This window comes from Tardiphaga robiniae (assembly GCF_013359755.1).
Classification (GTDB): domain Bacteria; phylum Pseudomonadota; class Alphaproteobacteria; order Rhizobiales; family Xanthobacteraceae; genus Tardiphaga; species Tardiphaga robiniae.
The window spans coordinates 441,799-463,093 of sequence record NZ_JABMCJ010000092.1; the positions used below are offsets into that span (position 1 = coordinate 441,799).

A 21,295-nucleotide genomic window follows, 5' to 3' on the forward strand; every position below is an offset into this window, starting at 1 on the left:
GAAAAGCCTTACATTTCGGCGGCACTCTAATGGTGCGCCGCGTGAGGGCAAAGGGGTAATATCCGGCATTCGGCGCGCGATACACGCGGAGGGCGGTCCAACGAGGCAGCCTTCGTCATAAAAAGCTTCAGGGAGACGACGTTCATGACCACTGCACGGTTCGACTACGCGCCATTGCTGCCTCCGGGCCTGCCCGCGGCTGCGGCAAAATGGACCGGTCTCGCCAAATACAGCTTCGTCGGCGGGAACAACGATATGGACCAGGTGCCGGTGGAGGGCCTGACTGCTGCCGCCAATGCCGTCATGCTGCGCGAGGGACGCACGCTGGCAACCTACGGTCTGGCGAGCGGTCCGCAGGGCTATCTGCCGCTGCGGGATTTCATTGCTACCAAGCTGAAGCGCGATGCGAGCATCGATTGCAGCGCCGATGACATCCTGGTTGTCTCCGGCTCGCTGCAGGCGCTCGACCTCGTCAATCACAGCCTGCTCGCCAGGGGCGACACCGTCATCATCGAGCGCGACTGCTATCAAGGCTCCATCAACCGGCTCACCCGTCTCGGCGTCAATATCATCGGCATCCCCTTGGATGACGACGGCATGCGGATGGACGCGCTGGCCTCAGCATTGGAAGATCTGAAGGCGAAGGGCATCCGGCCGAAATATATCTATACGATCCCGACCGTGCAGAACCCGACTGCCACCATCATGCCGGAAAGCCGTCGCCGCGAATTGCTGGCGCTGTCGGCCAGATTCGGCGTCCCGATTTTCGAGGACGATTGCTATGCCGACCTGATCTGGAACGGCGAGCGTCCGCCGGCGATTCACGCGATGGATAAGACCGGCAGCGTGATCCATATCGGCTCGTTCTCCAAGTCGATCGCGCCTGCGCTTCGCGTCGGTTACATCGTCGCGCCCTGGGAAATCATGTCGCGCATGCTGGCGCTGAAGACCGATGCCGGCTCAGGCGCACTGGAGCAGATGGTCCTCGCCGAATATTGCGTGCCGCATTTCGCCACCCATGTGCCGAAGGCGACGCGCGGACTACGCGCCAAGCTGGAGACGCTGATGGACGCGCTCAACGAGCAGTTCGGCACGGCGGCGGAATTCGACGAACCCAAAGGTGGCATCTTTCTGTGGGTGAAACTGCCCGCCAATGTCGATGCGATGAAGCTCTATCAGGCCGCGCTCAAGGCCGGCGTGTCGATCAATCCCGGCCCGGAATGGTCTGTCGACAAGGCCTATGCGCACAGCCACATTCGCATCTGCTTTGCCAGCCCCACGCATGACGAAATCCGCGAAGGGATCGCGGTCCTCGCTGATGTCTGCCGGCAGGAGTTCGGCGTGCCAGAGCGGATCGCGAATGTGGAGAAACGCGCGCGGGGGTGAGAGCTTGTCGCGGAGGGGCGGGAGCCTACTTCTTCGCGCCCTTTGCCGCAGCCTTCGCCGGCGTCGCTGCCTTCTTCGGCGCCGGCGCGCTGTCGACGGCGGTGTTGATGTCGTCGATCAGCTTGGTGATGCGCGCGGCGTTGCTGCCGAGGTCGCCTTCGAAATAGCGCGACGACGAGCGGATATCGACGCGTGAGCCTTCGCCGTCGGGGGTGAAACGGATCGAGACGTCCTCGCGAAAACCCATGATAGGGGTGCGCGCCACCGCCTCGATACGGCCAATGCGGCGCGGCGGCTGCGGCGGACGCTCGTCGATGACGATCCACTTGCGCTTTTCGACCAAAGCGCGCGTCACGTCATAGGCGCGTTGCACGGGCACCTCCAGCTCCACCGGCTCGATATCCGGATAGGCCGTGCGCTGCTGCTCCGCGGAGTAGAGGCCGGAATAGACGGCTGAATTGGTACCGTCGCCGGTCCGCAGCCGCGCCAGCGCCTCGAAGCGCGGCGGGTCGACCGGGTCGGTGGTGATGTCGTGGATCTTCGGCAGCTTGCGGTACTGGTACGCAAGGTAGCCGGGATACGCCAGGATCACCACGTCGAGCATCAGCGCCACCATGATCACGCTCATGCCCCGCGAGCCGTTCTGCCAGATCGCGGCAAAGCCGGCGAGCGCCACCAGGATCGAGAGGCCGGCGAATCCCAACGCGCCAAAGAAGGTCATCAGCGCCGGTTTTACTTCAAGGAACCCGAAGCGGACGATGATGATCGAGGTAAGGGCTGCAATGGCGGCGAAAACCGCGAGGCGCCGCGCCCACAGCGCCAGGCTGGATACTGGCTCCGACTGATAAGCGGCCGAAAACCTGCGTGCCATGGGGAATTTCTGCCGGATTGAGCTTGCGAAGGCGCTGATAGCGCCGGGTTCCGAATAGGGTGCTTGAGACCATGCCGGGCCGGGAATTTCAAGGCACTTTGGCGGACAGGACTCCTCGTTTAAGAATGGGGCCGCGGCCGTTCAGACTTCTCCCCTGGTATAACGAGAAGAAGCAAGCAACGCCGCAGGGAGCCGCCTGCCATGCTGGTCGAAACCACGGATTATGAGACGCTCGCCCGCAATTTCCGCTGGGATGTGCCGGAGCGATTCAACATCGCGACGGTGGCCTGCGACCGTCATGCCGACGGTAGCGGGCGGCTGGCGCTGATCTATGTGGACGAGGACCGCGGCACGCATCGTTTCTCCTTTGACGAGATGCAGGCTTTCTCGCGCAGCTTCGCCAATGTGCTGAAGGCGGATGGCCTGCAGCGCGGCGACCGCATTGCGGTGTTTTTGTCGCAATCGGTGGAATTGCCGGTGGCGCATCTCGCGGCGTTCCGGTCCGGGCTGGTGTCGGTGCCGCTGTTCACGCTGTTCGGCGAGGATGCGCTGGAATTCCGCCTTGCCAATTCTGGAGCCAAGGCCATCGTCACCGACGCGAGCGGCTGGGACAAGTTGTCGAAAATCCGCGAGCGGCTGCCTCATTTGCAAGATATCTATGTCACGGACAGTGCACCGCATGCCGGTGCCAAATCGTTCTGGTCGGCGATCGAGGCGGCGTCCGAAGACTTCACCACGGTCGATACGTCCTGCGACGATCCCGCGATCATCATCTACACCTCGGGCACGACGGGAAATCCCAAGGGCGCGCTCCATGCCCATCGCGTGCTGCTCGGCCATCTGCCCAATGTGGAGATGGTGCACGGCTTCTTTCCGAAGCCGGGCGACGTCTACTGGACGCCGGCCGATTGGGCGTGGATCGGCGGGCTGTTCGATGCGCTGTTTCCGGCCTGGTATCACGGCGTGCCGATCGTCGGCTATCGCGCCAGGAAATTCGAGCCAGCGGCGGCGATGCAGCTGATGGCCGACCACAGGATACGCAACGTGTTTCTGCCGCCGACGGCGCTGAAGCTGATGCGGCAGGCAAGCGTCAAACATGATGGCGTGAAGCTGCGCAGCATGCTCACTGGTGGCGAGTCGCTCGGTTCGGAATTGCTCGACTGGGTGCGCAATACGTTCGGCATCGACGCGCATGAGATCTACGGCCAGACCGAATGCAATCTCGTGGTCGGCAACAATGCCGATCTGTTTCCGATCCGGCCCGGCTCCATGGGCAAGCCGACGCCGGGTTTCGATGTGCGTATCGTCAATGAGCAGGGCGAGGAATTGCCGCGCGGCGAGCGGGGCATTGTCGGCATCAGACAGCCAAATCCCTGCACCATGCTCGGCTACTGGCAGAACCCCGAAGGCACCGCGAAAAAATTCGCCGGCGAATTCCTGCTAACCGGCGATCTCGGCATTCAGGATGATGACGGTTACTTCTGGTACGTGTCACGCGAAGACGACGTGATCACATCCGCAGGTTATCGTATCGGTCCGTCGGAGATCGAGCATACGCTGCTGAAGCATCCCGCGGTCGCACTGTCGGCGGTGGTCGGTATTCCCGATCCGATCCGCACCGAAGCCGTGAAAGCCTGGATCGTGCTGCGTCCGGGCTTTGAACCGAGTGACGAGCTGGCGCGCGAGCTGCAGGACTTTGTGAAATCGCAACTCGCGGCGCACGAGTATCCGCGTCACGTGCAGTTCGCGGAGTCGCTGCCGATGACGGCGACGGGCAAGGTGCTCAGGCGGGAATTGCGGGCGCTGGGGTAGTTCTTCACCTCTCCCCGCAGTGCGGGGAGAGGTCGCCGCGTCTTCGCGGCGGGTGAGGGGCAGGGCACACAGTTCGTACCAACCACGCCACTCTCGAATCTCACCGACCCGAGAGTGAAGCTTCGTGGGGTCGACGTACCCCAGCCCCTCACCCCACCCCTCTCCCCGCGCAGAGCGGGGAGAGGGAGCGCACGGCCGGCGCTGCACCTCACATCCCGGGCACCTTGATCCCCATCTCCTTCAGCGCCGCCAGCAGCTTCAGCGGTGGCTCTATCTGGATCGCGGGGACCTTGCCCGTTTCCAGCAAACTCTTCAGGCTCGAAAGGATCGCCGGCCAGCCGGCGCGTCCGCCGGACAGGATGTCGTCGCTGAGGTGGCGATCATGCGCCTGCGTCATCGTCAGCTTCACCGTCTCGCCTGATGGCGCGAGATCATAGGTGACCAGCGTCGAACCGAGCGCTTCGACAAGTCCGGGCCAGTTCACGTCCCAGGTGATCGTCAGCTTGCGCGGCTGGTCGTGCTCGATCACCTCGCCCGAAACATGCAGCGATCCATCCGGCGCGAGCACCTTGAACGCGCCGCCGACGTTTCCCTCAAGCTGCACCGCGAAGCCGGAGAAATACTGCCGGCTGAACTCCGCCGAGGTCAGTGCCTGCCAGACCTTCTCGGGCGTCGACGCGATATAGATCGTGTAGACGATCGCGGGCCGGAACCTGTTGATATCGATCATGGCCGTTGCTCCATGCGTGCGGTGACAGGCAACCAGATGGCGCCCTGCCGGGCAAGTGTGTTTTGCTGTGAGCAATACGAGTGCTAGTGTTAAGACAACACACCGTCGTCATGCCCGGCCTTGTGCCGGGCATCCACGTCTTAGCCTGCAGTGAAGGCGTGGATGGCCGGGAAGCCCGGCCATGACGTAGATAAAATCGGAATAGGAGCGTGCCGATGTCCCTGCAAGTCTATCTCGCTTTCGTTGTCGCCTGCATTGCGCTGGCGCTGCTCCCCGGGCCGAACGTCACGCTGGTGATCGCCAACGGGCTGCGCTACGGCACGCGCGCGGCGATGATCAGCATTGCCGGCACGCAAGCGGGGCTTGCCGTAGTGATCGGCATCGTTGCGCTTGGGCTTGCGACGCTGATGGCCACCATGGGCTACTGGTTCGACTGGGTCCGCTTTGCCGGTGCTGCCTATCTGGTGTGGCTCGGCATCAAGATGGTCCGCGCGCCGGTCGAGGGCATCGATGCGGATACGCCGCCGGCACCGCCGCGCGGCGGCTTCTTCCTGCAGGGCATGATGGTGCTGCTGAGCAATCCGAAAGTGCTGGTGTTCTTCGGCGCCTTCATTCCGCAATTCGTCGACATGGAGAAGAACCACATTCTGCAGGTCGGCATCCTTGGTGCGACCTTCATGGTGACGGCCGCGCTCACCGATATCGTGTATGCGGTGGCCGCGGGCCGCGCGCGACAATTCTTCTCGGCGCGGCGGACGCGGTTGCTGTCGCGGATCTCCGGCGGCTTCATGATCGGCGGCGGCGTCTGGCTGGCGCTGACCCGAGCGCGCTGAACCTTACGCCGCATCCGCACGTCCAACGATCTGAGGGCGCCGCCGGCGTTCGTGCCGCAAGGATCCGCCGTGCCCGACATTCCCTGGTTCGTCTATGCGATGCTGCTGGCGCCGTTCGGCCTGATTCTGGTCGCCGCCGGCTATAAATATCTGCAGGTCCGCGCCGCCAGCGACTGGCCTTCCACATTTGGCAAGGTGATCGTCTCGACCTCCGAAGTACGAGACGTCAAGGTGCTCGACGACACGCGCGAGGAGCGCAAGCGCACCGAAAAACGCAATTTTGCGAATATCGTCTACGAATACACCGTTAGCGGACAGAAGCTTACGAACAATCGCGTCAGCATCGGCGAGGACCGCGGCAATTTCGAAGTCGCCGAGACAATCGCGCGCTATCCGGTCGGCACCGCGGTGATGGTCTACTACAACCCGCGGCACCCGCGCGACGCCGTGCTCGATCGCGAGATGCCGAAGGGCATTGGCGGTTGCCTTGGCATCGCTGCAGTTATCGTGCTGGCGATCGTGGTCGGCGGCATCTTTGGCGGCGTCCGCATCAATGAATTCATCGCAGCGCATCTTGTCGATCCAAAGGTGTCCCCGATTGTGACGGCGCTCTGCGGGTTCGGCTTCCTCGTTGCCTTGTTCGGCCTGGCGCTACACCGGCAGGGATCTCTGGCCAAGAAGTGGCCGGTGGTGCCCGGCATCGTCAAACTGGGCGCGCCCGAGACCTATGTGAGCCGTGACAGCGACACCGGTCGCAGCGGGCCGGTGATGCAGACCCGGAACGTGCAATACAACTATCGCTTCAAGCACGTCGCCTATATCGGGTCCGCCGGGAGCTTGAGCACGAGCAACCCGAACCCGCCGCAATGGCAGTTGCGGCTGTTCGGGATGGACTACAAGAGCGGTGACGCCGTGAAGGTCTTCGTCAATCCGGACAATCCGTCCGACTCGACGCTGAGCCCTGGTGGCGGCGCGGCCTATTTCCTGTGGGTGGTCGCGGCGGGATTTGTGGTGGTGGCTTATTTCATCGGGACGCACGGCTAGGCACCTCACGCCGCGCGGGTGCATTAGCAGCATCAAGAGCTAGAGATGCGATGCGCGCGGCGTGATCAGCGTCGCCTCGATCTCCGTAAAAATGCGCGTCAGCCGCTCCGCCCACTCCGTCTGGCCGCTTGGGTCGGTGATCAGATCCTGCCGGATCTCGATGCCCGTATTCATCAACCCGCGTTTCTCGCCATGCACGGGAATTGTGTAGTCGGTCGCGTCGGAGACCGCATAGGGTTCGTTGTCGCCCACCACCAGATCGGCTTCGGCGCGCAACAGCTGCAGCAGCAACGGTGGCAGTTTGCTGTCGTGCTGATAGAGCGTGCCGATATGCCAGGGGCGGGGAATGCCGGCATAGACAGGCGTGAAACTGTGCAGCGACACCAGCACTGTCGGCTGGCCCTTCGCCAGCCTTGCATCGATCACCTCGTCGATGCGCCGGTGATACGGATCGAAGATCAGCTCGCGCCGGCGCGCCTTCGCATCGGACGTGAGACCGTCATTGCCGGGCACGGTGGTCGCCTCGCTGATCAGCGGAATCGCGCTTACGGCGTCCGGCGGGCGGTTGCAGTCGATCACCAGCCGCGAATAGCGCTGCGCCACGAGATGCGCATTGAGCGCCCGAGCCATCTGCTCGGCGACGCCGGCGATGCCGACATCCCAGGCGATGTGGCGGACGAGCTCGCTCTCGGGCAGGCCGAGCTCGCCGAGCATCTCGGGAATCAGCCGGCCGTAGTGGTCGCAGGTCAGGAGAAAAGGGGAGTTTCCGGCGGTATTGAGTTCCAGAACGGGCGGAACCTCTTGGGGGCCGAGACGTAGGGATGTGTCCTGATCGCTATCCAAGGCTCTGTCCAAAATTCTGTCCAAGGCTTTTTCCCGATATTGCCTAACGATGCGGCATCCCGGCCTGTGATTCTGCAGGCTTCCGTATAAATTACACGGGACAAATCACGCATGAACGAACCATTGATGCCCCTGCTCACGATTCATCACAAGACCGAATATCGCTACGCCCATCCGGTCGAATTCGGTGAACACCGGATCATGCTGCGGCCGCGCGATGGCCATGATCTGCGCATGCTCAACGGCAAGCTCGAGATCACGCCCGAGCCGGCGTCGCTTCGCTGGATCCATGACGTGTTCGGCAATTCGGTAGCTATCGCCACTTTCGATGAGCACGCGCGCAAACTCACCTTCGTATCCACCGCGACCATCGAACATCTGCCATCGGATGAGTTCGCGCTCACGGCGGACGACAAGGCCTATTTCTATCCGTTCCTCTACGATGCCGAAGAACTGCCCGATCTGCAGGAATTCATCCGGCCGCAATATGGCGATCCCGATGGTGAACTGGCGGCATGGGCGCGCGGATTTCTCGACCCGCAGGGCCGCACGCCGACCGTCAATATTCTGACCGGCATGACGCTCGGCATCCGCAAGCAGTTCGCCTATCGCAAGCGCTACGAGCACGGCACCCAGCATCCGCTCGATACGCTGCAGACCAAATCCGGCACCTGCCGCGATTTTGCGCTATTCATGATCGAGGCGCTGCGCCGGCTCGGCATCGCCGCGCGTTTCGTGTCGGGTTATCTGTTCATCCATGGCGACCGCGAGCACAATTATGTCGGCGGCGGCTCCACCCATGCCTGGGTGCAGGTCTATCTGCCGGCCGCGGGCTGGATCGAATTCGATCCCACCAACGGCATCATCGGCAGCAAGGATCTCATTCGCGTCGCGGTGGCGCGCGATCCGCGCCAGGCGGTGCCGCTGCACGGCACCTATATGGGCTCGGCCGATGCGTTTCTCGGCATGGATGTGAGTATCAATGTGGTGTCCGCGGGCGACGATGTCGCCGCGGCGCTGGCCGAGAAAGTCTGACTTAGATCATGCCCGATCGCGTTTTCGTCTACGGCACGCTGATGCGCGGCTTCGATCACCCGATGTCGAAGCTGCTCTCGTCCGGTGCCGATTTCCTTGGTGAAGCCTCCTGCCGCGGCAGGCTGTACATGGTCGCGCATTATCCCGGCCTGCTGCATTCCGACGAGGCCAATGATGTCGTGTTTGGAGAGCTGTTCCGGCTGCGGAATGTGGATGAACTGATGGCCGCGCTCGACGACTATGAGAGCGTCGGCCCGGGCCATCCGCAGCCGAATCTGTATCTGCGTGAGCGGATTGCGGTGATGCTGGCCGATGGTAGCGTGAGCGAAGCCTGGACCTATATCTACAACAAGCCGGTCGATGAAACGAAGCGCATCATGTCCGGGCGTTTCCTCGCGCCCTAGCTCACCTTGCGTCTGCTGGCGACCTCAAGGCCGAACAGCGCCAGCGCAATCAGCGATGCACCGATGCCGATCAGTGCGATCATCGACGTGCCGCCTGATGCCACCGCAAATCCGCTAAAGCCCGAGCCGACTGCGCCGCCGAAGAAGGCGCAAGCGAGAAACAGCGCGTTGAGCCGGCTGCGGATATGGCCGGCGAGGGCATAGATCGCGCGTTGTCCGGCAACGACATTACCCTGCGTGCCGGCATCGATCAGGATGCCCGCGATCACGAACAGCGTCACGGCCGTCGCGCCGCCGGTGTGGCCGCCGATCCAGGTCAGCACGAAACTCACCAGCACCAGCAGCATCGCAGTGACGGTCACGAGATCGCCGCGGCCGCGATCGGCGAGGCGTCCCGCAAGCGGGGCCACCAATGCGCCGCCGGCGCCCGACAGCAGGAAGGCCGACATGGCGATATGGCCGAACGAGAACGGCGGCTGGTCCAGCACCAGCGGCATCGCCGTCCAGAATAGGCTGAAGGATCCATAGAGCAGACATTGATAGGCCGAGCGCTGTTGCAGCACCCGCGTGGTCAGCATCAGGTCCCACAGCGAGTGGATCAGCGTCGCATAGGTCAACTCATGCTTCGGTTGCCGCCGTGGCAGCGCGATCACCATCAGCACGAATACGCCGCACATCAGCACCGCGGACATCACGAACACCGCGCGCCAGCCGAACGAGCCGGCCACCATGGTGGCCAGCGGCCGCGACAGCAGGATGCCGAACAAGAGCCCGCTCATCACGGTGCCGACGATCTGCCCGCGCCGTTGCTCCGGCGCCAGATGCGCCACCACCGGCAGGATCATCTGCGTGCCCACGGCGGCGACGCCGAGCAGCAGGGTCGAGGCGATGAAGATCGCTGCAGTGGGTGCGGCTGCGGCGATCAGCAGGCTCACGATCAGGCTGCCCAGTGTGATCAGGATCAGCCGTTTGTTCTCGACGAGATCGCCGAGCGGCACCAGGAACAGCAGGCCCAGCACATAGCCGAACATCACCATGGTCAGCATGATGCCTGCCGACGACAGGTCTAGCCCGAAGCTCTCGCTGATCGGCCCCACCAGCGGCTGCGCGTAATAGATATTGGCGACGGTGACGCCGCAGGCGACGGCAAAGGAAAAAATCAGCCAGCCGCCGGGACCGGAGTCGCGGGCGGGATGTTCGGACGATGAGGACATGGAGGCTTTCGGGCAGGCGGGGCGGTGGGAGAGATATGGCGCATGTGATGCCATGCCAGAAGTGCGGCGTCTTGAATGGGAGCCATGCAGGTTGGATGTTCGGGCAGGGCTGGAGACCGCTATGGCCGCGGCCGCTCGAGGGAAATAGGGGCGGGGAGAGGGGGGCGGAACGGTCCTTCTGAGCAATTCCTCGTCATTGCGAGGAGCGTAGCGACGAAGCAATCCAGAAAGCCAAAGGCAAGAACTGGATTGCTTCGCTTCGCTCGCAATGACGGGCGGACTATGCCCGTTTCTTGGTCTTCGGCTTGGCCTTCTGCAGCATGTAAGACCGCAGCACCGCGTTCATTCGGCCCTGATAGCCATCGCCCTCGCTCTTGAAGAAATCCAGCACGTCTTCGTCGATGCGGATGGAGATGGCCTTCTTCTTGGCGGGAATGACGAGGACAGCTTTGGACCAATCGATATTCTCGAATTCCTTCCAATCGGGATCATTGGCAATCGCGGTTTCGATGTCCTTCTCCGTCAACGCGTCGAAACGCGCCCAGTCAGTCTTTCCCTTGCGGCGATCGCCCCATTGTCGCGTTACGATATGCTCTTTCTTCATTTGGTCTCGGATGGCGCGCGGAAATAATCCTGATCAGTTCACTTCGGTGTGTGAAAATAACCGAAATGATTCGACCATTAGCTTCCCCTATCGCTATCCATCGCTCCTCGTTGTTACGGGGTGAACGCCAGGCAATGATCGGTGAGTAAAAGATCTCACTTGCCTCTTCAAAAGCAATGTTGTGCTTCTTTAGGTTCGCTTGGCTCTTGAGATTATCCCATTCGAAGCCCGCGGGCTCCAGAGTCTTAAATCTCGTGTCGCGTTCGGCCGTCATCTGCGCCCCATCGAGAAGAAGTTACAATCTGCATTGCCTTCTCCAAGTTTGGAACTAGCCGTTCAGCGCGATGGTTGTATATACAAAAGTATTTCGTGCTGGTCAAGGCTTAGTGGATATCAAACCGCCACCTTCACCACCCGCACGTCGACCTCGCGCTCCACATAGCTCCATTCTTCCGTCTCGCGCAGGCCGCCGACGAGATCCTCGAATTCCTGCGCGTGTTCCGGCGCATATTCGAACCAGGTGAGGAAATCGAACGGCTCGCCGAGATCGCGGGAATGGTAGAGCTGACGCGCGATGGCGGGCAGGTATTTCAGGCTGTCGGCGATATGGCGGGATTTGTCTTCGAAGATGCGGCGGCGCTCGTTCTGGGTCATGTCCCACCACGCTGCGTTCTTCCTGATGGGGATCAGCGCGCCATGGGTTGCCTCAGGTCGGCCGAGCCCGGCCTGTGCCGCAACCAGTGCGATCTTCTCGGTGCGTTCGACATAGCGGACATGGCTGGCGACGCCGGCGAGGCGCCAGGATGTCTGCGACGGCAGCAGCGGCAGCGAGATGGCGTCGGCATGGGTGATGGACAGCGCCGCAACGGGTTTGAGCGTCTCGCCCTTGACGGGCGAGATCGAGATCACCTGCCATGCACCGGTATTTCCGCCGCGGAATGTCGTGAACATGGAATATGAGAGCGTGGAACCGGGGTGAGTTCAAGCAAATTGACACAAACTCGTCATTCCGGCGTCGCGCAGCGCCAGCCGCACGCGAACCTCAGCCATTCCAATTATCCCGAGATGTTCATCGTCGCTCGCTTCCCAGTGTCCAGTCGCGATGAACACAACGGGATTCCGGGTTCGCCCGCGCAAAAGATGCGCGCGCGCCCCGGAATGACGAGCTTTATTTTCGCCTGTGAATAGCGGGCGCAAGAACCGCAGGTTCAAATCTGCTCCCGGAAAACCTATATCCATGGTCGGCTGGGCCAAGGCTCATGGGCTAAAGCCCAAAAGGCTCACATCCGAGCCCGCAACACTTACCTAACCCGATCGCACGATAACTGCCCCATGCGCTTCACGCCCCAATTCCTCGACGATCTGCGCGCCCGGCTTCCGGTTTCGGAAGTCGTGAGCAAGCGCGTCAAGTTGAAGAAGGCAGGGCGTGAGTGGAAGGGCCTGTCGCCGTTCCAGCAGGAGAAGTCGCCGTCGTTTTTCGTCAATGACGAGAAGGGATTTTACCACGACTTCTCCAGCGGCAAGCACGGCGACATCATCAATTTCGTGATGGAGACCGACGGCGCCAGCTTCGTTGAGGCGGTCGAGCGGCTGGCGCAAATGGCAGGCGTCGCGCTGCCGGCGGCGACGCCGGATGCCGCGCGCCACGAGCAGCGTCGCAAGACGCTGTATGATGTGATGGATCTCGCCGCAAAATTCTTCGCGGAGACGCTGGTGGGGCGCGAGGGCGCCCGTGCGCGCGGCTATCTCGCCGATCGCGGCATCACGCCCGCGGTGCAGCTCCAGTTCCGCATGGGCTTTGCATCCGAAGATCGTTTCGCGCTGAAGGAATATCTCGGCGCCGCCGGCGTGCCCGTGAACGACATGGTCGAGGCGGGCCTGCTGATCGGCGGCGAGGACATCCCGGTGCCTTATGATCGCTTTCGCGATCGCGTGATGTTTCCGATTTCCGATGTGCGCGGACGTATCATCGCCTTTGGCGGCCGCGCCCTGAAGAAGGATGCGCCGGCGAAATATCTGAACTCGCCGGAAACGCCGCTGTTTCACAAGGGCGACAATCTCTACAACCTGCCGATGGCGCGGAAGGCCGCCCATGACGGCGCGCCGCTGGTGGTGGTCGAAGGCTATGTCGACGTCATCGCCATGGTCGGCGTCGGCTTTCCCGGTGCGGTCGCGCCGCTCGGCACGGCGCTGACCGAGAACCAGTTGCAGTTGCTCTGGAAGATGGCCGACGAGCCGATCCTGTGTTTCGACGGCGACAAGGCCGGCCAGAAGGCGGCATGGCGCGCGGCGGAGCTGGCGCTGCCGCATCTCAAGCCCGGCAAGAGTCTGCGTTTTGCGCTGCTGCCCGAAGGGCAGGACCCCGACGACCTCGCGCGCTCCGGCGGCCGCGCGGCGATCGAGGATGTGATGGCGGCGGCGGGCACGCTGTCGGATCTGATCTGGGCGCGCGAGATCGCCGGCGGCACCTTCGCGACGCCGGAGCGCCGCGCGGCGCTGGAGGCTCGGATCAACGAATTGTCGAACGGCATCCGCGACGATGTCGTGAAGAAATACTACCGCCAGGACATGACCGAGCGGCTGCAGCGCGCCTTCGGCACCGGCCCAAAAAACTACGGCGGTAACAACGGTGGCCGCGGTGGCTTCCAGCAGGGTGGCGGAGGCGGCGGTTTTGCCCGTTCCCCGCGTCCGTTTACCCCCGGTCCAGCGGGGCGAATCAGTGGCGGCGGGCGGGGCGGGGCCAATGCGGGACCCCAGACCATCCAGCGCGGGCCCTATCAGGTGGTCAGTCCACAGCTTGCGACCTCGTCGATCATGCGCGGCCAGCGCAGCGCCATTTCGAGGCGCGAGGCGCTGATCGTGCAGTCGCTGATCAACCATCCCTGGCTGCTGCATGACCGGCTGGAGGAGGTGGCGGCACTGGAACTCGCCCATCCCGAGATGCACCGGCTGCGTGCCGGGATCATCGCGGCCTTTGCCCATGAGCATCATCACGGCGATGAGGCCGAGCAAAGTGAACAAATGCGTTCAGATCTGGTTAAAGCTGGATATTCCGAGCAATTACAACACGTTGAGCAGGCGGTTACCACTCAGGCGGTGTGGGCGGCGCGGCCTGGTGCGGCCCGCGAGGATGTTCTTTCCACCTGGACGCAGCTCGTTGCCTTGCATCGCCAGTGGCACTCATTACTTAGGGAGCTTAAAGACGCGGAGCTTGCTCTGGGCGCAGAAGCGAGCGAAACGAACTACGGCTGGTTGCGCGATGTGAAGGCCCGGTTGGCTGAGGTCGACGGGATCGAGGCGCTGATCGAGGGGTTCGGAGAATCCTCGGGGCGGTTCCAGCGCAGTTCGTGAAGCAACTTTGCTGCGGATGGTGCCCGGGCAAACCGCGAAAAGACTCGCCAAACCCATGGTTTGGCTGCAAAAACAGGGTTAATCCGGGCTTAAGGCTCTCCACGTTAAGGGTCTGGGCTTAAGTAGTGAAAACCGCGAAGACGACGTCGGGGGTGGCGATGGATATGCGCCGCCCTTTGTGCGTCAAGCGGTGACGATGATTGGATCGGGGCGCTTGCGTCCCCTGGATTGATAGCGGGGCGGTGACGCCCCCGGCGTGAGCGCGTTTCAGGAGCATTGAATGGCCACCAAGGCAAAGACGCTGCAGACCAAGGACAAGGAAAAAGACGACAAGGCAGCTGACACGCCGGAGAAGGACTCCGCAGACGCGCCGTCACCTTTGCTCGACCTGTCCGACGCTGCCGTCAAGAAGATGATCAAGCAGGCCAAGAAGCGCGGCTTCGTGACCTTCGATCAGCTCAACGACGTCTTGCCATCCGATACCACCTCTCCTGAACAGATCGAAGACATCATGTCGATGCTCTCCGACATGGGCATCAACGTTTCCGAAAACGAAGACAGCGACGGCGAGGAAGAGAGCAAGGACGAGGACGACGATACCGACAACGAACTCGTCGAAGTCACGCAGAAGGCCGTCACCGAAGTCAAGAAGTCGGAGCCCGGCGAGCGCACCGACGATCCCGTCCGCATGTATCTGCGCGAGATGGGCACCGTCGAGCTGCTGTCGCGCGAAGGCGAAATCGCCATCGCGAAGCGCATCGAGGCCGGCCGCGAGGCGATGATCGCAGGTCTCTGCGAAAGCCCGCTGACCTTCCAGGCCATCATCATCTGGCGCGATGAACTCAACGAAGGAAAGATCTTCCTTCGCGACATCATCGATCTCGAAGCGACTTACGCTGGCCCCGACGCCAAGAACAACATGAACCCGGCGCTGATCGCTCCGCCCACGGGCGATGGCGAAGCAGTGGCCGAGGGCGCCGAAGCCGTTGCCGCGCCGCCTGCGGCCCCGCCGTCTGCCACCCCGTTCCGTCCGGCTCCGCCGCGTTCGGCGCCTGCTGCGGCTCCCGCCGGCGAAAGCACGTCGGAAAGCGCTGCCGACGGCGACATGGACGACGACGAGTTCGAGAACCAGATGTCGCTCGCCGCCATCGAGGCCGAGCTGAAGCCGAAGGTGGTCGAGACCTTCGACAAGATCGCCGACAGCTACAAGAAGCTGCGCAAGCTGCAGGAACAGGACATTGCGAACCAGCTCGAGAGCGCCTCGCAGGGCCCCTCGCTGTCGCCGTCGCAGGAGCGCAAGTACAAGAAGCTCAAGGACGAGATCATCGTCGAGGTGAAATCGCTGCGCCTCAACCAGGCGCGTATCGATTCACTCGTCGAGCAGCTCTACGACATCAACAAGCGCCTCGTCTCGTTCGAAGGCCGCCTGCTGCGCCTCGGCGACAGCCACGGCGTCGCGCGTGAGGACTTTCTGCGCAACTATCAGGGCTCGGAGCTCGATCCGCGCTGGCTCAACCGCGTCTCGAAACTTTCGGCCAAGGGCTGGAAGAACTTCGTCGCCATCGAGAAGGACCGCATCAAGGAACTGCGCGGCGAAATCCAGCAGCTCGCAGCCCTTACGGGTCTTGAGATCGGCGAATTCCGCAAGATCGTGCACGGCGTGCAGAAGGGCGAGCGCGAAGCCCGTCAGGCCAAGAAGGAGATGGTGGAAGCCAACCTCCGTCTCGTGATCTCGATCGCCAAGAAGTATACGAACCGCGGCCTGCAGTTCCTGGATCTGATCCAGGAAGGCAATATCGGCCTGATGAAGGCCGTCGATAAGTTCGAATATCGCCGCGGCTACAAGTTCTCGACCTATGCGACCTGGTGGATCCGGCAGGCGATCACCCGTTCGATCGCCGATCAGGCCCGCACCATCCGCATTCCCGTGCACATGATCGAGACGATCAACAAGATCGTGCGCACGTCGCGCCAGATGCTCAACGAGATCGGCCGCGAACCTACTCCTGAGGAACTGGCTGAGAAGCTGGGCATGCCGCTGGAGAAAGTTCGAAAAGTTCTCAAGATCGCCAAGGAGCCGCTGTCGCTCGAAACCCCGGTGGGTGACGAGGAAGACTCGCATCTCGGCGATTTCATCGAGGACAAGAACGCCATCCTGCCGATCGATGCCGCGATCCAGAGCAACCTGCGCGAAACCACCACGCGCGTGCTGGCCTCGCTCACCCCGCGCGAAGAGCGCGTGCTGCGCATGCGCTTCGGCATCGGCATGAACACCGACCACACGCTGGAAGAAGTCGGCCAGCAGTTCTCGGTGACCCGTGAACGTATCCGCCAGATCGAAGCCAAGGCGCTGCGCAAGCTCAAGCACCCGTCGCGGTCGCGCAAGCTGCGCTCGTTCCTGGATAACTAACGGTCGCTGTCGATCATTCGATCCTTCTGATGATGCCCGGCCTCGCGCCGGGCATTTTTGTTTTGCAGGCCGTCGCTCGCAGGACCGCGAGCTTGCCCGTGCGCGGCGCCGCTGCAACTGGAGCGGGCGGTTAGCGCTCGTTCTGCGACAGTTGCTGCAGGTGCTCCGGCGGAATCGGCTTGTCTATCACTTGGCCGGCAATGGCGCGCGCTGTTGTTGGCCAGCGCGTCGCAATCAGCCGGTCCTTGGCGACCCTGGCAATGCTCACGGAGTTTGACTGATTACCGCCCAACACACGATAGGCGTCCTTGTCCTCGCCGTCATAGAAGCCGACGTGACCCAGCCCGCTCGACTTGCTGACGCGCCAGAACACCAGAATCGCGCCGTCAACGGGTTTGTCGATCGGCTGGCCGAACTTCGCCCACTGGCGCGCGCCCAGCGGATTGGTCGGCAGTGGCTCGGAGGGCAACGTCGCGCCAGCGCAATGGGCGACGAAGAGGCCGCACCAGGGAATGTCGTCGTCGCCATAGGGGATGCCGAGTTCGGTGGCCCAGTTGAGGATGGTGCGGTTAGAGCCGCGCCCGGTCACTTCTCGCGTTCCCATCAGGCGACGGGCTTCATCCATCCAGACCATCCCGTTGCTGGTCGCGGCAGGTTCGTTGAGCACGATCAGGTTTTCCAGATCCGGTGTCAGGATTCCATCGGCGGTCAGGCCCTGGCGAGTCTGGAATTCCTGCACGGCCGCCAGCGTCATGCGCCCCCAGATGCCGTCCAGCGGACCCGGATAGTATCCTTGCGCTTTCAGCGAGCGTTGCATTTTCAACAGATCCATCGCAACTCCTCCTTGTTGGTTCTGATCCTCACTGGTGGGAATGGCTTGGCGTGGCTTCAGTCAGGGTGGCGACGTTGCCGACGACTTGCTGTAAATCCACTCTTCGCCGAGCTTCTTCCGGATCTCGTTCCAGAGTTGCCGCAGACGATGCACGTGGAGGTCGTCGGCCATCACCATGACGGCGTGGCGGATGCTGGGAATGTCGAGTTCGGGAGCAGTCTCCGCGGTGGCGGCTTTTTTGGTAATGAGGCCGCGCTGGGCTGGGGCCGCGTCGGAGAAAACGACGCTGCCGATCATGTGGACATAGGCGTCTGGCGCTCCATCGCCAAGCACCGCCCGTTCCAGATCAAGAATGGTCCGAATATTGTGCTTCTTCAGCTCGAAAAAGATCCGCGGCCCGACGACGAGGCACAGTTGCGCCTGTAACACCCAGTCGAATGACTGGTAGAGCCCGTAAGGGGTCTCGACAAATAGCAGGATCGGATTGGCGGTCGCGAGATTTTGAATGTCGACAATATTGGTCTCTTCGAGACGATAGCGGGTGTCGTAATCGATACCGTCGATGACCTCGATCGGAACGGTCGCCGCCGATTTCAGTACTTCGCTGTCGATCGGTTTGAGGTAGTTGATCTGTAGGTATCGTATCAGTGTCACCATGCCGAAGTCGGGCACGTATCCTGCGACAAAGGCGATGGCGAGCCACAAGCGCAGCGATGTTTCGGCGGGCGCGCCCGGCGCCAATTGGATCAGGTTCGACAGATAGGGAGTGCCGCTCAATGTGCGATACAACAGGAGGGCAATGATCGCGCCACCGATGAGATGGACCGCTGAACGCAGCCAGGTAATCGGGTTCAGTTCGAAATTCATGACCGCACGCAACAGTAGCCGCAGCGTGAACAGATAGCCGCCAAGGAACGCCGCGCCGACGATCGAGGCGGAGTTCAGGAGCTTCGCCGTCAGATCTGCTCCAGTGACCTGCTCATCGGTCCAGAACAGAGTGGGGACGATCAGTCGTCCGCCGCATGTCCCGTCGGAAATCAGCGCGCAGATGGGTACGATCAGCAACAAAAAACCGGCGATCGAAAACAGCAGATAAGGCACGGCCGACAGCAGTAATGTGCGTGTGCGTGTAAGTGAGGCGGCGGCGAGCTGGCTGTCGTGGTTGGACAGTTCACTACCAGGAGCATTGCGTAGTTCAGACGATCGCACGCCATATTTGTTGCGGGCAAATTCAATCGTCGGAATGTCGGGATTGTCCTTGAATAGCGTCTCAAGGAGATCCGTCAACATCGTGCTTCGGCGCCGCCGAATGACCTCGCGCATGACAAGCAATGTCAGCGGTATGACGATAGCCACAACGGCTGCGAAGAGACCCCATGCGTATGTACTCATCACGCAACGCTCCTACCCCTGAAAGCATGATGCGGAGGGGTCCGAGAAATGTCAATCTATGGTTGTGTTTTTTGCTCGTGTCGCGTTATAGCGCGTTAGGCCATATTTCTGAGCACATCAGGTGCCAGGCGCGTGCTGCGCATGCGCTTCGGCATCGGCATGAACACCGACCACACGCTGGAAGAAGTCGGCCAGCAGTTCTCGGTGACGCGCGAACGTATCCGTCAGATCGAAGCCAAGGCGCTGCGCAAGCTCAAGCACCCGTCGCGGTCGCGCAAGCTGCGCTCGTTCCTGGATAACTAACGGTCGCTGTCGATCACTCGATCCTTCTGATGATGCCCGGCCTCGCGCCGGGCATTTTCGTGTGTGCGTGCCGTGCTTTCACGCGCTCGTTGCCAGGGTACGTGGCCGCAAATATGTTCATGATTTGTTCTGTTCGTCAAGAGGCTTTGTGTCGCGTGTGTCCTTCGCCCGCCGCGGAGCGGATGGCGGATTACGTGTCGCCAATCGGTCCTGCGCGCGCTGGTTCGACGCCGCGGTTGTCCGGAGCGGTCTCTGTCGTGAGCCAGCCGGCCTCGCGCACCATGGCCACGGCCGAGCGGGAGACAGGGGCGGTGATCCCGTTGACGAGTTGCAGGCGCAGATTGCGGCCCTCGGTCACGACGCGCACAACGGCCTTCCGCGCGACCCACCATGACCGGTGCACCTGCAGGCCGTCAGCGGTGCCGAGAGCCGCCATGGCCTGATTGAGCGTTGCCAGCACTAACCGGGAGTGGCCGGCGATATGGTGGACGCGGACATAGTGGTCTTCCATCTGCAGGCAAAGCACCGCGAAGGGCGGCGCACCGAGCAGGCCGAAAGCCGTTGGCGGCGCGTCGTCGGCTTCCTTGGCCTGGTGCCGCTTGTGTCGTCGCGCCTGAAGCAACAGGGTGAAGCCGAGCACGACAGGCAGGGCGGTGATCAGTCCTTGCACATACCAGTCGAGCGGGCCCAGCCTTCTCAGGAACGGCCATATCGATACGCCGATCCACGCGGTCCAGATCTGAAATGGGACGGTCAGGATGGCGACGCCGAGGACGATCGCCGTCCACGTCATCCACGGCCTCAACTGGAATCGCAGCACCACGCGGATCAGGGAGCCATACAGCAGGATTCCCGACCAGAAGCAGGCAAGCTGAAACGCCACGCGCTGCCATGCCGGTCCATTCAGATAGCTGCCGAATGGTCCGATCAGGCCGAGGAAGATGGCGCAGACGGTCGCGATCGCCAGGTCGACGGCCCAATCCCGCAGAAAATCACGTTGCCAAGCGTTGCTCATGACGTCTCATCGCAGCGCTTCGCCCACCGGCGAACCCGTTCGCCCATTGGCGAACAACGGCTGGCGCAGGGCGGCGCCCTTTGCAGAACTCGCGTGTCATCCCGATCCGCAGGAGGTTCCATGCGCAGCATCATCGCACAGGTTTTCGTCGCATTCATCGCTATCGCCGCCGCCAGCCAGGCCGACGCCGCGGTCGGCTTCCAGCATTTCAGCATCAGCGATCCACAAGGGCCACCCATCGAGGTCGGCGTTTGGTATCCTACCGGCGCTGCGCCGAAGCTGCAGGCGCTTGAGTCCGATCAACAGATGGTTGCCCGCGATGCGGCACTGGCGGGCGACCGCCTGCCGCTGGTGGTGATATCCCATGGTCACGGCGGCTCCTATGCCGGGCATCTCGACACCGCCATGGCCTTGGCCAATGCAGGTTTCGTCGTCGCCGCCCTCACGCATAACGGCGATAGCTGGCGCGACCCGGGCAACCCCACCGCGATCTGGGAACGGCCGCGCCAATTCAAGCTGGTCACGGATTATATGCTGGACGCATGGGGTGACCATGGGCGTATCGATGCGACGCGCGTCGGCGCGTTCGGCTTCTCGGCCGGCGGATTCACGGTGCTCGCGGTGGCCGGTGGCGAGCCGGACCTGCGGGCTCTCGGGGATCACTGCAGGGCGCATCCCGCTTTCGAAGATTGCCAGATCGTCGAACGGCACCCGCTTCCGCTGGATGCCACTATCGTCTGGGCCCACGATCCGCGCATCAAGGCGGTTGTCTCCGCGGCGCCCGCCCTTGGTTTTGCCTTCGGTCGCAAGGGCCTGGCGGCGGTCCGTCAGCCGGTCCAGCTTTGGCGGGCCGAGGACGACCAGGTCCTGCCACATCCCTTTTATGCGGAGGCCGTCCGCCTCGCTTTGCCGACGTCGCCCGAGGCGCATGTCGTGGCGAATGCCGGGCACTACGATTTTTTGACGCCATGCTCCGCGCAACTGGCAACACGCGTGCCGGCGATCTGCACCAGCAGACCGGGGTTCGACCGCGCTGCATTTCATGAGCGCTTCGATCGCGACATCGTCGCGTTCTTTACACGGGCGCTGTAGTCGCGGTCTGGATTTGGTTAGCCCGACAGCTCTCTTCATCGAGATGGGCGCGCGCACCTGCGGTGCGCGTCGGCGGCCTCGGCCGCGTGCTGTTCGAAGGTCGGCCTGCCGAACTGGTTCCGGC

Annotated in this window: 20 protein-coding genes and 1 pseudogene; 11 read left to right on the forward strand and 10 right to left on the reverse strand. The window is 62.4% G+C overall.

The features are described 5' to 3' along the window. The first annotated feature begins 144 nt into the window (after positions 1–144). Complete coding sequence (locus HP556_RS24070; RefSeq protein ID WP_175368814.1) at positions 145–1,386, forward strand: aminotransferase-like domain-containing protein; 1,242 nt, start codon at positions 145–147, stop codon at positions 1,384–1,386. 25 nt (positions 1,387–1,411) lie between these two features. Here HP556_RS24070 and HP556_RS24075 read toward each other — a convergent pair whose 3' ends face one another. Further along, on the reverse strand, positions 1,412–2,257 hold the full coding sequence (locus HP556_RS24075) for a DUF1499 domain-containing protein (RefSeq protein WP_089262113.1): 846 nt from the start codon (positions 2,255–2,257) through the stop codon (positions 1,412–1,414). 201 nt (positions 2,258–2,458) lie between these two features. Between HP556_RS24075 and HP556_RS24080 the strand changes: the two genes are divergently transcribed. Then, a complete protein-coding gene (locus HP556_RS24080; RefSeq protein ID WP_175368815.1) occupies positions 2,459–4,069 on the forward strand; it encodes an acyl-CoA synthetase in 1,611 nt (536 codons plus the stop codon). A gap of 208 nt (positions 4,070–4,277) precedes the next feature. Here HP556_RS24080 and HP556_RS24085 read toward each other — a convergent pair whose 3' ends face one another. Further along, complete coding sequence (locus HP556_RS24085; protein WP_210269300.1) at positions 4,278–4,799, reverse strand: SRPBCC family protein; 522 nt, start codon at positions 4,797–4,799, stop codon at positions 4,278–4,280. A 215-nt stretch (positions 4,800–5,014) separates the two neighbouring features. Between HP556_RS24085 and HP556_RS24090 the strand changes: the two genes are divergently transcribed. Continuing rightward, complete coding sequence (locus tag HP556_RS24090) at positions 5,015–5,632, forward strand: LysE family translocator (protein WP_175368816.1); 618 nt, start codon at positions 5,015–5,017, stop codon at positions 5,630–5,632. A gap of 69 nt (positions 5,633–5,701) precedes the next feature. After that, a complete protein-coding gene (locus HP556_RS24095) occupies positions 5,702–6,676 on the forward strand; it encodes a DUF3592 domain-containing protein (protein ID WP_231078033.1) in 975 nt (324 codons plus the stop codon). Positions 6,677–6,715: 39 nt separating this feature from the next. Here HP556_RS24095 and HP556_RS24100 read toward each other — a convergent pair whose 3' ends face one another. Then, positions 6,716–7,519: an N-formylglutamate amidohydrolase gene (locus HP556_RS24100; RefSeq protein ID WP_175368817.1), complete on the reverse strand. Its 804-nt coding sequence runs from the start codon at positions 7,517–7,519 to the stop codon at positions 6,716–6,718. Between the two features lie 126 nt (positions 7,520–7,645). On the opposite strand from HP556_RS24100, the gene HP556_RS24105 reads away from it, so the two are divergent. Both HP556_RS24105 and HP556_RS24110 read left to right on the forward strand, forming a co-directional pair. After that, a complete protein-coding gene (locus HP556_RS24105; protein WP_175368860.1) occupies positions 7,646–8,554 on the forward strand; it encodes a transglutaminase family protein in 909 nt (302 codons plus the stop codon). An 8-nt stretch (positions 8,555–8,562) separates the two neighbouring features. Further along, a complete protein-coding gene (locus HP556_RS24110) occupies positions 8,563–8,958 on the forward strand; it encodes a gamma-glutamylcyclotransferase family protein (RefSeq protein ID WP_175368818.1) in 396 nt (131 codons plus the stop codon). Here HP556_RS24110 and HP556_RS24115 read toward each other — a convergent pair. The 4 genes from HP556_RS24115 to HP556_RS24130 all read right to left on the reverse strand — a co-directional run bounded on the left by HP556_RS24115 (position 8,955) and on the right by HP556_RS24130 (position 11,727). Further along, positions 8,955–10,172: an MFS transporter gene (locus HP556_RS24115; RefSeq protein WP_175368819.1), complete on the reverse strand. Its 1,218-nt coding sequence runs from the start codon at positions 10,170–10,172 to the stop codon at positions 8,955–8,957. The genes HP556_RS24110 and HP556_RS24115 overlap by 4 nt on opposite strands. Positions 10,173–10,452: 280 nt before the next feature. Further along, positions 10,453–10,776, reverse strand: a complete 324-nt coding sequence (locus HP556_RS24120; RefSeq protein WP_175368820.1) for a BrnA antitoxin family protein — start codon at positions 10,774–10,776, stop codon at positions 10,453–10,455. Beyond that, positions 10,718–11,050 carry a BrnT family toxin gene (locus HP556_RS24125; RefSeq protein WP_175368821.1) on the reverse strand — a complete coding sequence of 111 codons (333 nt, stop codon included), beginning with the start codon at positions 11,048–11,050 and terminating at the stop codon, positions 10,718–10,720. The genes HP556_RS24120 and HP556_RS24125 overlap by 59 nt, the downstream gene beginning before the upstream one ends. Before the next feature lie 119 nt (positions 11,051–11,169). Next, on the reverse strand, positions 11,170–11,727 hold the full coding sequence (locus HP556_RS24130) for a chlorite dismutase family protein (protein ID WP_175368822.1): 558 nt from the start codon (positions 11,725–11,727) through the stop codon (positions 11,170–11,172). Positions 11,728–11,751: 24 nt separating this feature from the next. On the opposite strand from HP556_RS24130, the gene HP556_RS24135 reads away from it, so the two are divergent. The 3 genes from HP556_RS24135 to rpoD all read left to right on the forward strand — a co-directional run bounded on the left by HP556_RS24135 (position 11,752) and on the right by rpoD (position 16,537). Beyond that, entirely contained in the window at positions 11,752–11,964 is a 213-nt protein-coding gene (locus HP556_RS24135) for a hypothetical protein (protein ID WP_175368823.1), read from the forward strand. Between the two features lie 144 nt (positions 11,965–12,108). Then, positions 12,109–14,127 carry a DNA primase gene (gene dnaG / locus HP556_RS24140; RefSeq protein ID WP_175368824.1) on the forward strand — a complete coding sequence of 673 codons (2,019 nt, stop codon included), beginning with the start codon at positions 12,109–12,111 and terminating at the stop codon, positions 14,125–14,127. 280 nt (positions 14,128–14,407) lie between these two features. Then, complete coding sequence (rpoD, locus tag HP556_RS24145; protein WP_175368825.1) at positions 14,408–16,537, forward strand: RNA polymerase sigma factor RpoD; 2,130 nt, start codon at positions 14,408–14,410, stop codon at positions 16,535–16,537. A 130-nt stretch (positions 16,538–16,667) separates the two neighbouring features. Here rpoD and HP556_RS24150 read toward each other — a convergent pair whose 3' ends face one another. Together HP556_RS24150 and HP556_RS24155 are read right to left on the reverse strand one after the other, a co-directional pair. Next, positions 16,668–17,369, reverse strand: a complete 702-nt coding sequence (locus HP556_RS24150; protein ID WP_175368826.1) for an NlpC/P60 family protein — start codon at positions 17,367–17,369, stop codon at positions 16,668–16,670. Between the two features lie 60 nt (positions 17,370–17,429). Next, complete coding sequence (locus HP556_RS24155; RefSeq protein ID WP_175368827.1) at positions 17,430–18,761, reverse strand: hypothetical protein; 1,332 nt, start codon at positions 18,759–18,761, stop codon at positions 17,430–17,432. Between the two features lie 114 nt (positions 18,762–18,875). Here HP556_RS24155 and HP556_RS24160 point away from each other — a divergent pair. Then, a pseudogene (locus HP556_RS24160) lies at positions 18,876–19,064 on the forward strand (sigma factor-like helix-turn-helix DNA-binding protein); the annotation flags it as partial. 190 nt (positions 19,065–19,254) lie between these two features. On the opposite strand, the gene HP556_RS24165 reads toward HP556_RS24160, so the two are convergent. Continuing rightward, positions 19,255–20,079 carry a LytTR family DNA-binding domain-containing protein gene (locus HP556_RS24165; protein WP_175368828.1) on the reverse strand — a complete coding sequence of 275 codons (825 nt, stop codon included), beginning with the start codon at positions 20,077–20,079 and terminating at the stop codon, positions 19,255–19,257. A 120-nt stretch (positions 20,080–20,199) separates the two neighbouring features. Here HP556_RS24165 and HP556_RS24170 point away from each other — a divergent pair, with 120 nt between their 5' ends. Further along, on the forward strand, positions 20,200–21,171 hold the full coding sequence (locus HP556_RS24170; protein ID WP_175368829.1) for an alpha/beta hydrolase family protein: 972 nt from the start codon (positions 20,200–20,202) through the stop codon (positions 21,169–21,171). Positions 21,172–21,295: the final 124 nt, after the last annotated feature.

What these genes read in the sequence shown, in the direction of transcription:
- HP556_RS24070 (WP_175368814.1), top strand. Translation starts at nt 145, where the DNA reads ATGACCACTGCACGGTTCGACTACGCGCCATTGCTGCCTCCGGGCCTG.
- HP556_RS24075 (WP_089262113.1), bottom strand. Translation starts at nt 2,257, where the DNA reads ATGGCACGCAGGTTTTCGGCCGCTTATCAGTCGGAGCCAGTATCCAGC.
- HP556_RS24080 (WP_175368815.1), top strand. Translation starts at nt 2,459, where the DNA reads ATGCTGGTCGAAACCACGGATTATGAGACGCTCGCCCGCAATTTCCGC.
- HP556_RS24085 (WP_210269300.1), bottom strand. Translation starts at nt 4,799, where the DNA reads ATGATCGATATCAACAGGTTCCGGCCCGCGATCGTCTACACGATCTAT.
- HP556_RS24090 (WP_175368816.1), top strand. Translation starts at nt 5,015, where the DNA reads ATGTCCCTGCAAGTCTATCTCGCTTTCGTTGTCGCCTGCATTGCGCTG.
- HP556_RS24105 (WP_175368860.1), top strand. Translation starts at nt 7,646, where the DNA reads ATGCCCCTGCTCACGATTCATCACAAGACCGAATATCGCTACGCCCAT.
- HP556_RS24110 (WP_175368818.1), top strand. Translation starts at nt 8,563, where the DNA reads ATGCCCGATCGCGTTTTCGTCTACGGCACGCTGATGCGCGGCTTCGAT.
- HP556_RS24115 (WP_175368819.1), bottom strand. Translation starts at nt 10,172, where the DNA reads ATGTCCTCATCGTCCGAACATCCCGCCCGCGACTCCGGTCCCGGCGGC.
- HP556_RS24120 (WP_175368820.1), bottom strand. Translation starts at nt 10,776, where the DNA reads ATGAAGAAAGAGCATATCGTAACGCGACAATGGGGCGATCGCCGCAAG.
- HP556_RS24125 (WP_175368821.1), bottom strand. Translation starts at nt 11,050, where the DNA reads ATGACGGCCGAACGCGACACGAGATTTAAGACTCTGGAGCCCGCGGGC.
- HP556_RS24130 (WP_175368822.1), bottom strand. Translation starts at nt 11,727, where the DNA reads ATGTTCACGACATTCCGCGGCGGAAATACCGGTGCATGGCAGGTGATC.
- dnaG (WP_175368824.1), top strand. Translation starts at nt 12,109, where the DNA reads ATGCGCTTCACGCCCCAATTCCTCGACGATCTGCGCGCCCGGCTTCCG.
- rpoD (WP_175368825.1), top strand. Translation starts at nt 14,408, where the DNA reads ATGGCCACCAAGGCAAAGACGCTGCAGACCAAGGACAAGGAAAAAGAC.
- HP556_RS24150 (WP_175368826.1), bottom strand. Translation starts at nt 17,369, where the DNA reads ATGGATCTGTTGAAAATGCAACGCTCGCTGAAAGCGCAAGGATACTAT.
- HP556_RS24155 (WP_175368827.1), bottom strand. Translation starts at nt 18,761, where the DNA reads ATGAGTACATACGCATGGGGTCTCTTCGCAGCCGTTGTGGCTATCGTC.
- HP556_RS24165 (WP_175368828.1), bottom strand. Translation starts at nt 20,079, where the DNA reads ATGAGCAACGCTTGGCAACGTGATTTTCTGCGGGATTGGGCCGTCGAC.
- HP556_RS24170 (WP_175368829.1), top strand. Translation starts at nt 20,200, where the DNA reads ATGCGCAGCATCATCGCACAGGTTTTCGTCGCATTCATCGCTATCGCC.